This is a genomic window from Brevundimonas sp. UBA5866, from assembly GCF_002432125.1.
Lineage (GTDB): Bacteria > Pseudomonadota > Alphaproteobacteria > Caulobacterales > Caulobacteraceae > Brevundimonas.
Window position 1 is genome coordinate 1 of sequence record NZ_DJFS01000085.1, and the last position, 9574, is coordinate 9574.

A 9574-nucleotide genomic window follows, 5' to 3' on the forward strand; every position below is an offset into this window, starting at 1 on the left:
ACCGCAGGTCCGCAGGCCTTATGTGCTCTCCGTGCGACAGGACGCAGAAAGGATGACACGGATGGAAGGTAGGGCGAGTATAGACAAACTTTCGGCCATCAAGTGCCCGATCGCGTTTGATTTTGGATGTGGGCAATAAATTCTAGACTGCATTTCCGAAGCGTGCACTCTGGGTATCAATGTTATCTATTGGAAGTGCCGATATGCTCAATACCGACGAATACGCCCAACTGAGTAAAGAACAGCGTGCCATCTACGATGCGGCTTCGCCGAGGGAAGCCGCAGCATTTGCTGCGACTTGGCGCAACGTTAGTCACGTGGAAGTTGTCACTGGTCCCACCATAACGAACACTTCCATGATGCGTGATATCGGGAGAGTAGGAACTTTTGTGGCTTTTGCTTTGGCGGTCCTGCTTTTCCTGATTGATGCGACTTCCTATGAAAGCCTGTTCGCCTGGGTCGCCATTGCCCTGTCGGCAACCGCTACATTCATGTTTGCGTGGATGCTGGGCGCGATCGAGACGCGCCTGATTGCGATTAACGAGACGCTGAAGGCCCAGAAAGAAGACTTATCGTAACTGGGCGGGGCCAAGCCTCAGCCGGAGGGGCGGACCCCGCTCCATCCACTCCCGTCACCGCAGGTCCGCAGGCCTTACGAGCCCTCCATGCGACGAGACGCGGGAAGGATCGCACGGGTGGAAGGTAGGGCGAGCTAAATTAATTAGCTCGCCTTGCTTAAAACCTTTTCGCGCTGGCTAAGGCGCTCGATCAAAGTGCTGTCGGGAATTCCGGTGGGGCGAGAAATGGGGCGACCCTCAAGATCTCCGTAAGGTGAGTTCTTCAGTTCATCAGCTAGCCGAACGGTCAAAGTTTTGGAGCAAACTTCTAACAGTTGACGATCGAAAAGCGTGTGAATGTCGGCTCTCAAGATCAAGCAGTTATCTGGCGTGTTTGTATGTTCGCCTAGGTAGGGAACTATGTGAGCAGCCTCTAATACGGAAGCAACGTTAAAGCCCGTAACGGCGCATCGACCGCTAAAAATCTTCAGGCCTTCTTTCCGGAATTTTGCCCCGCCTTGGCGTAGCCTGATGGACGCATCTATTTTTTTGCGGGCGTCCGTTAGGTCGAGAGGTGGAGGAGTTAAATCGTCGGTTTCCGAGGTTTCTTCCGCGACATTTAAAAAGGTGCTGGGTAGCTGGCTGTAATCGAGATCAGGCGCTGATGTTGAGATATTGCCATCGGCGTCATACCCAATGAGCTTGAAATATCCATTGTCCCATGAGGTAACTTTGGCCAACCCCCACACGCGATATTGAGGTTTTGGCTTGGGCTTTTCTTGGATGATGACCGCTAGAGGAACGTTATCTCTAAGACAGGCCATGATGCCGCGGTTCGTGGCGTATCTATCTCGATCTTTTGGTTCGTGGCCCTCTTGATAATAGAGGTAGGTCCATGCGTCCTCAGGTGAGCCTTGAGGAGGTTGATCCGCATAAGGGCTATTCTGAGATTGGCGAACGCTTAGAGCGTGTTCCCAGCCTGCCGGCTTATGGATGCCTTTGGCTTTGTTAACTAGAAATAGGCCATCAACTTCGCCTGGCCAGGAAACCGATTGGCCTTTGCGTTCGGTGAACCACTTTAGGGCTTCCCGATGTTGCTGACTTAGTTGGCTAGTCGCTTTTGAGAGGTCGCTCATAGGAGGTCGCTTTGTATAGGAGCCTCCCTTTTGGTGGGTAAGGAGTCAAAAATTACCTACTTAAGGTAGGTGAACATTTGAGTACCGTTGATATTTGATATCTATGTTAGTAGTGTTGTGCTCCCCGGGGGGTGAGCTATGACGATAGAACGAATTCCGTTGAGAAACCTCATGAGGTTATCTCTCGCCGATCAAGCGCTCGAGACTGATCTTCTACGCACCAACATTCGCGGCGATATCGCTCGTGAAGAGGGACTGGATGGTGGAGGAATGAGTTTTTACACGCCTTTTTGGGCTGATGCTAAGAACCATGCCCGAGGCGTGGTGGATTTGCGCGAACGGACAGAAGTTCGTGTTGAGGCGAACGCGGGTAGGAGAAATCTCTATCCGCTACTCACAGAGGGGTTTCTGAGGTGGTGGGATGAGCGGCGGAGGATGCGAAATGAGCCATTCACAGTGCTCGAGGAGAGTGTCCGCGGAACTCTAGAGTTACGAGGTCTTGGCACTGTAGTCGTGGACAACATCTTCGCAGTGCGAATAGGCGATGATGAGACGCAAGTAATATACCCGTATTTTTTTGATGATCCTGCACTTAGCGAGCCCGTGGCGGCTTGGGGGTTGTGGGCGATGTCGCAAGCATTGCCGGACTACCGGATGGAAGATATGCGGATACTGGATATCGTTAGGGGGCACGCATATTCATTAGAGAATGCTGGCGTAGATGGTTCAGAGGAGGCGAACTTGACTTCCGAATACCGTCGCCTGCTAGCCCGGTGGGCGGAACTGCGTGCTGAACCTCGCTACAACTAGAAGTTAAGACTTCTCATCGCCCCCGCCTAAACGCCTCAGCCTTCTCAGCCGCCGCTTCCTTCCTCCAACGCTTCGGCGCTGACTTGTCCACCTCTTCACCAACCCCCGTCAGCGCCTCATTCGCAAACTCCAGATCAAGCAGCTTCATACGCTTGATCTCGTCGCGGAGGCGGGCGGCTTCCTCGAACTCGAGGTTGGCGGCGGCGTCGCGCATGCGAGTTTCCAAGTCCTTGAGCGCGGTCTGGAAGTTGGAGCCGGTGAAGGGCTTGGTGTCTTCCTTCATGCCGGGGCTGGTGAGGCGGTCGAGTTCGCGGGACTCGTAAGGGGAGTCCATGATCTCCTTGATGTCGCGCTTGACCGTGGCGGGGGTGATGCCGTGGGCCTCGTTATAGGCCTGTTGTTTCTCGCGGCGGCGGTTGGTCTCGGTGATGGCGCGTTCCATCGAGCCGGTCATGCGGTCGGCATAGAGGATGACGCGGCCATCGACGTTACGCGCGGCGCGGCCGATGGTCTGGATGAGGGAGGTTTCCGAGCGCAGGAAGCCTTCCTTGTCCGCATCGAGGATGGCGACGAGGCCGCACTCTGGGATGTCGAGGCCCTCGCGCAGCAGGTTGATGCCGATGAGGCAGTCGAAGCTGCCCAAGCGCAGGTCGCGCAGGATTTCGATGCGCTCCAAGGTATCGATGTCGGAGTGCATGTAGCGGACGCGCACGCCCTGTTCGTGCATGTACTCGGTCAGGTCCTCGGCCATCTTCTTCGTCAGGGTGGTGACGAGGGAGCGGTAGCCGTTGGCGGCGGTGGCCTTTACCTCGTCGATGACGTCGTCGATCTGGTTGCGGGTGGTGCCGGAGACGGGTCGGATCTCGACCGGCGGGTCGATCAGGCCTGTGGGGCGGATGACTTGCTCGGTGAAGACGCCGCCGGACTTCTCAAGCTCCCACGCGCCCGGGGTGGCGGAGACGAAGACCGTCTGGGGGCGCATGGCGTCCCATTCCTCGAACTTGAGCGGGCGGTTGTCGATGGCGGAGGGGAGGCGGAAGCCGTACTCGGCCAGAGTGGACTTGCGGCGGTAGTCTCCGCGGAACATGGCACCGATCTGGCCGACGGTGACGTGGCTTTCGTCCACGAACAGAAGGGCGTTGTCGGGGATGTATTCGAAGAAGGTGGGCGGGGGCTCGCCCGGCGCACGGCCCGTGAGCCAGCGGCTGTAGTTCTCGATGCCCGCGCAGGAGCCGGTGGCCTCCATCATTTCCAGATCGAAGCGGGTGCGTTGCTCCAGCCGCTGGGCTTCCAGCAGCTTGCCGTTCTCGACCATCCAGTCGAGGGTTTCCTTCAGCTCGGCCTTGATGCCGGTGATGGCCTGATTGAGGGTCGGGCGGGGGGTGACGTAGTGGCTGGCGGCGTAGACGGTGACCTGTTCGAGGCTGGCGGTCTTTTTGCCGGTGAGGGGGTCGAACTCGTCGATGGCCTCGATCTCGTCGCCGAAGAGGGAGATGCGCCAGGCGCGGTCTTCCAAGTGGACGGGGAAGATCTCGATCGTGTCGCCGCGCTTGCGGAACATGCCGCGCTCGAAATGCAGGTCGTTGCGCTTGTACTGGAGCGCGATGAGGTCGGCGCGGAGCTTGGCCTCGTCGATGGTGTCGCCGACCTGTAGGCCGAAGGTCATGGCGGTGTAGGTCTCGACCGAGCCGATACCGTAGATGCAGCTGACCGAGGCCACGACGATGACGTCGTCGCGCTCGAGGATCGCGCGGGTGGCGGCGTGGCGCATCCGGTCGATCTGCTCGTTAATGGAGCTGTCCTTCTCGATGTAGGTGTCGGTGCGCGGGACGTAGGCCTCGGGCTGGTAGTAGTCGTAGTAGGAGACGAAATACTCGACCGCATTGTCGGGGAAGAAGGCCTTGAACTCGGAATAGAGCTGGGCGGCGAGGGTCTTGTTGTGGGCGAGGATCAGGGCGGGGCGCTGGGTCTCCTCGATGACCTTGGCCATGGTGAAGGTCTTGCCCGAGCCGGTGACGCCGAGGAGGACCTGATTGCGTTCGCCTTCGCTGGCCTGCTCGACCAGTTCGGCGATGGCCTGCGGCTGGTCGCCGGCGGGGGTATATTTGGTGTTCAGCCGGAAGGGCTTGGACAGCTTGTTCTTGGGGCGGTCCGGACGGTGGGGTTTCCAGTCGGACGGGGCCGAAGGGGCTTCCTCGGGCGTCAGGCGCGGGCCGATGCCGAACATGGGCAGGTTGCGGGGCGGGGTGGCGCTGTCGTGAATGAAGGTGGCGGGGGCTTCGGCGACGCCCTTTTTGATGGCTTTGGCCTGCTCCAATGCCTGCTGGTTCTCGGCGGCGCGGGCGGGGTCCGAGACGTGGACCGGCTTCTGCGTGGCGGTCGCGGGCTTTTTCGGCGGGGTCGAGGGGGAACGGGCCATGAACATACAGGTAATGCACGGGGGCCGAATCCGCCAGAGGCGCGGGGCAGGTGTGTGATTTTGGTCAAAGCTGAAAACATATCCACGCTTTGCGTGTGACATGAGACAGGCTCGCAACCGGAAGATATTTTGAAGGCCTCGACGTAAATGTGAGCGTATCGTGCCGTTTTTCGAATTATATCGAAATATTATGCTTATTGATCGAGGTTCTTCGATCATCGTAAGCGTGATAACGTCGCTTTACTGAAATAATATTGTTGCGAATGTGTTCGCGCATGAATAGCCGTTAACGGTTGAAGCGCGCAGAGGTTGAGTGCGCCACGCAGTACGTCGTTCGTTGATCGGCGTGCAGTATTTAGTAAGTTGAATAGGTACAGAGCGTCTATGCGTACTCGTAAAGACTATCTGCTTGGTACGTCGATGGCAGTTGGTGCTGCCGCTATGTCGATGGCCATGCTGGTTCCGGCAGCTGCGGTTGCCCAAGAAGCCCAAGAAACCACGCAGGTAGAAGAAATCGTTGTTGTCGGTTCGCGTATCCGCCGCGACAACTACAACGCCCCGTCGCCGACGCAGGTTGTCAGCACCGAAGAGCAATTGCGTTCGGGCTACAACTCCATGACCGATATCCTGCAAAGCTCGTCGGTGACCGGCGGCGCATCGCAGGTGACGGCGGCCTTCGGCGGCTATGTGACCGACGGTGGTCCGGGTGCCAACACCCTGTCGCTGCGCGGCATGGGTGCGACCCGCACTCTGGTGATGCTGAACGGCCGCCGTGTGGCGCCGGCCGGTTCGCGCGGGTCGGTCGGCTCGGCCGACCTGAACGTGCTGCCGACCTCGATGATCGAGCGGGTGGAAATCCTCAAGGATGGCGCTTCGTCGATCTATGGTTCGGATGCCGTGGCCGGTGTGGTCAACATCATCACCAAGAACAACGTCGATGGCGTGACCGTCTCGGCCCAGTACAACAAGCCGGAAGACGCCAAGGGCCAAGGTGCGACCCAGCGTTATTCGGTGGTGGCAGGCAAGACCGGCGACCGTTTCAGCCTCTCGGGCTCGCTGGAATACTACGAGCGTGACGAACTGACCCTGGGTGGCCGCCCGTGGGCCCGCTGCCCGATCGACAACTACAACGACGGTTCGGACTTCATCGACCCGATGACCGGTTCGCCCAAATGCTGGACCATCGACAGCGGCGGTGTGACGATCAACACCCTGGGCCTGGCAATGGCCGGTGTGAACGATGCCGGCAAGCGCGTGTTCAACACGATTGAAGCCGTGGCCGGTCCGGGTGCCACCGGAACCCGTTTCAACCGCTTCCGTCCGAACGCCGCTATCACCACGGGCGTTCCGGGTTATGAGGGCGTGGGCGCGATGGACCGCGACTCGTTCGATCCGGAAATGCTGAAGGAGTCGCTGATCTCGGGTGTCGAGGTCCAGACGGCCTATCTGCAGGGCTCGTACCAGCTGAACGCCCTGGGCAATGCCGAGGTTTACGGCGAAGTCCTGATGAACCGTCGTGAATCGGCCCAGAACGGTTTCCGCCAGCTGACCCTCGACTATGCCAAGGGCTCGCCGCTGGTTCCGGACGCTCTGGCGGCCTACACCTATTCGGCTGACCAGGGCCTGAACCAGGGCCAGGATGTTGCGGCGCGTGCCTTCATCGGCTTCGGCAACGAAACCAGCACCCAGAAGGTGGACTTCCAGCGTGAGGTCATCGGTCTGCGCGGCGACCTGTTCGCCACCGGCTGGCGCTATGACATGGGCGTGTCCTACAGCAAGTCGGACGCCGAATATGTCTCGAACCAGATCCTGACCGACCGTCTGGTCAACAGCCTGGACGTTGTGGCTGACGGCAAGGGCGGTTTCGTCTGCGCCTCGGGCGCTGAAGGCTGCGTGGCCGCTCCGGCGCTGAACGCCGACACCCTGGCAGGCCGTCTGCCGGCGGACTGGGTGAACTATGCCTATCGTCCGATCGTGGGCACCACCAAGTACGAAGAAACCGTCGTCAGCCTGGGCGTCGACGGCCCGCTGTTCCAGCTGCCGGCCGGTGAGGTCAATGCCTTCTTCGGTGCCGAATGGCGCGAAATGAAGATCGACGACATGCCGGACGCCAACATGGCATCGGGCAACATCTACAACTATTCGACCGCTACCCCGACCCGCGGTTCGGACAGCGTTTGGGAAGTGTTCGGTGAGGTCGAGGTGCCGGTCCTGCGTGACATGCGCTTTGCCAAGGAGCTGACCCTGTCGGGCTCGTTCCGCTACACCGATTATGACTCGTACGGCGATGACTCCACCTACAAGATCGGTGCTGTCTATGTGCCGACCGACTGGCTGACCCTGCGGGCCAGCTATGGCACCTCGTTCCGCGCTCCGGCCCTGTTCGAGCAGTTCGTCGGTGCGACCACCGGCTACAACAGCGCTGCCGGTGATCCGTGCAACGACTGGGGCAACGACTCCAGCCCTGCCGTTCAGGCCAACTGCGCCGCGGAAGGTATCGCCGCCGATTTCGACTCGATCCAGTCGATTGAAGTCGTCACCAAGGGCGGTGCTGAATCGGGCCTGTCGGCTGAAACCTCGACCAACCTGACCGTCGGTCTGGTGTTGCGTCCGCGTCTGCCGGAAGGCTGGGGCGACCTGTCGTTCGCTGTCGATTACTATGAGATCGAAGTCAAGAACGGCGTGGACCGCGTGGGCCGTCCGGCCATCCTGAAGGAATGCTATGCCTCGTCGGCAGCCGACTTTGCCGCCCGTAACGGCTATTGCCAGTTCGTGACGCGCGATCCGGCCAATGACGGCCTGCGTGTCGAGGACTCCTACGTCAACGTCGCGACCGATGTGGCCAAGGGTCTGGACTACTCGGTCCGCTATCGCCAGTTCATCGGCGAGGGCCACCTGACCGTTCAGGGCACCCTGTCGCAGATGACCGAGCGTTATGACGTGCTGTCGGATGCAGATCCGAAGTACGACATGGTCGGTACGCTGGAACAGCCGGAATTCTCGGCTGACCTGAGCGCTACCTACGACTGGGGCAACTGGAGCGTTCGTTACGGCGTCGAATGGCTGTCGGCCATGTCGGAGAACGACTACTACGCCGCGGCCTATGGCTATGATCTGCCGGCCATGGGTTACGACGTGTCGGTCGGCGACTACTTCCTGCACAACGCCTCGATCCGTTACGAGAGCGACAACAACTGGAACGTCACCGTCGGTGTCCGCAACCTGTTCAACGAGGATCCGGAATACATCACCACCGGTGTCGCCTCGCGCGTTGGCAACGCGGCCCTGTACTCGGGCTTCGACTATGTCGGCCGTTCGGGCTTCATCAACCTGAGCAAGTCTTTCTGATCAGGCGTGTGATCCCAAAAGGGTGATCGCAAAATGCACAAGGGCGGTGGATCGAGAGGTCTGCCGCCCTTTCGCTTTGACCACAAGGGTGGCAGGGTCTTCGTCCAACTTAGGGTGAAGCGGTAGTCGAGGGGCTTAGGGATGTTTTCAAACACGGGCTGGCTGTGGGCGGCGCGTACTGCCAAAGTCTTGGCATTGCTGTTCTTTTTTTTGCCTTGGTTGGTGATCAGCTGTAACGGGCAACCCCTTGTCGAAGCATCCGGATACCAACTGGCGAGCGGCACGGTTGAATTGCCCGATGTCGCGGTCGCGCCCGAAGGCCAGGATGGGGCATGGTGGGCCGTCGGCGCTATGGTGGTCATCGTGCTGGGTATCGGCCTTGGCTTTGTTCCCAAGGGCGCGCGGTTTGCCGGGCGGGCGATGGCGGCGACCAGTGCCGTGGCCCTGGTGCTGGTAGCAGGCGGGGTGACCCAGACTGTCGGCAAGATGCGCGGCGAGATGAACGAACAGCTCGACAAGCGCGGCGGTGACGAGGCGGATCAACTGGAGCGTCAACTGGCCCAGATGATGGGGCGGGCGGTGCAAGTCGAGGTCCGGAGTGGCTATTGGCTGACACTGGTGGCGCTGGCGGCGGGCATCGGCGGCGGCGTGATGGCGCAACGGCCGGTGCGCGGTGCGGTGAGCCGCGAAGATCAAACGACAGGATAATCCCTATGGGGCGTGCGCGGCGTTTTCTGGCATCGCTGAGTGTTCAGGTCTTGCTGGCCCTGTCTTTGGGGTTGGCCGCGGGCATGGGGGCACAGCGGTGGGGCCTGCCGGGTGGCAGTGCCACGGCCGATATGGTGCAGTCGCTGGGTCAGCTGTGGCTCAATGCCTTGCGTATGACCATCATTCCGCTGGTGTTCAGCCTGTTGGTGACGGGCGTGGCCTCGATCGCCGATGCGGCGCGGGCAGGGCGGATGGCGATGAAGGCCGTGGGCTGGTTCGCGGTGCTGATCCTGTTTGCAGTCGTGTATTCGGTGGCGGCGTCCTATGGGCTGCTGACACTGTTCCCCATCGATGCGGAGGGGGCCAAACTGTTGTTGGCGGCGGCGCCCAATGCCGGTGAGGTTGGCGGTGCCGCCCCGATCGGCGAGTTCATCAAGACGATTGCGCCGTCCAATCCGATCCGTGCGGCGGCGGAAGATGCCATTCTGGGCATTGTGGTGTTTGCCGTCTTCTTCGGCTTTGCCGCGTCGCGCCTGCCGGAGCGGCTGCGGGTTCCGCTGACGACCTTCTTCGAGGCGGTGGGCGAGACGATGATC

General features: G+C 60.2%; 7 protein-coding genes. 5 read left to right on the forward strand and 2 right to left on the reverse strand.

Going from position 1 to position 9574, the window contains the following annotated elements:
• Positions 1-203: 203 nt before the first annotated feature.
• The gene (locus B3H86_RS11470) at positions 204-578 is read left to right on the forward strand and encodes a hypothetical protein (RefSeq protein WP_292054014.1); all 375 of its coding nucleotides are present in this window, start codon (positions 204-206) and stop codon (positions 576-578) included.
• Positions 579-721: 143 nt separating this feature from the next.
• Here B3H86_RS11470 and B3H86_RS11475 read toward each other — a convergent pair whose 3' ends face one another.
• Positions 722-1693: an HNH endonuclease gene (locus B3H86_RS11475; RefSeq protein ID WP_292054016.1), complete on the reverse strand. Its 972-nt coding sequence runs from the start codon at positions 1691-1693 to the stop codon at positions 722-724.
• Positions 1694-1831: 138 nt separating this feature from the next.
• On the opposite strand from B3H86_RS11475, the gene B3H86_RS11480 reads away from it, so the two are divergent.
• Positions 1832-2503: a hypothetical protein gene (locus tag B3H86_RS11480; protein WP_292054018.1), complete on the forward strand. Its 672-nt coding sequence runs from the start codon at positions 1832-1834 to the stop codon at positions 2501-2503.
• Between the two features lie 13 nt (positions 2504-2516).
• On the opposite strand, the gene uvrB is transcribed toward B3H86_RS11480, so the two are convergent.
• Positions 2517-4922, reverse strand: coding sequence for an excinuclease ABC subunit UvrB (gene uvrB, locus B3H86_RS11485; RefSeq protein ID WP_409450237.1), 2406 nt, complete (start codon positions 4920-4922; stop codon positions 2517-2519).
• Positions 4923-5306: 384 nt separating this feature from the next.
• Here uvrB and B3H86_RS11490 point away from each other — a divergent pair, with 384 nt between their 5' ends.
• From B3H86_RS11490 to B3H86_RS11500, 3 genes are all read left to right on the forward strand, one after another.
• On the forward strand, positions 5307-8270 hold the full coding sequence (locus tag B3H86_RS11490) for a TonB-dependent receptor domain-containing protein (RefSeq protein WP_292054021.1): 2964 nt from the start codon (positions 5307-5309) through the stop codon (positions 8268-8270).
• Between the two features lie 291 nt (positions 8271-8561).
• Complete coding sequence (locus B3H86_RS11495) at positions 8562-8978, forward strand: hypothetical protein (RefSeq protein ID WP_292054024.1); 417 nt, start codon at positions 8562-8564, stop codon at positions 8976-8978.
• Positions 8979-8983: 5 nt separating this feature from the next.
• A partial coding sequence (locus B3H86_RS11500; protein WP_292054027.1) for a dicarboxylate/amino acid:cation symporter occupies positions 8984-9574 on the forward strand: 591 nt, incomplete at its 3' end.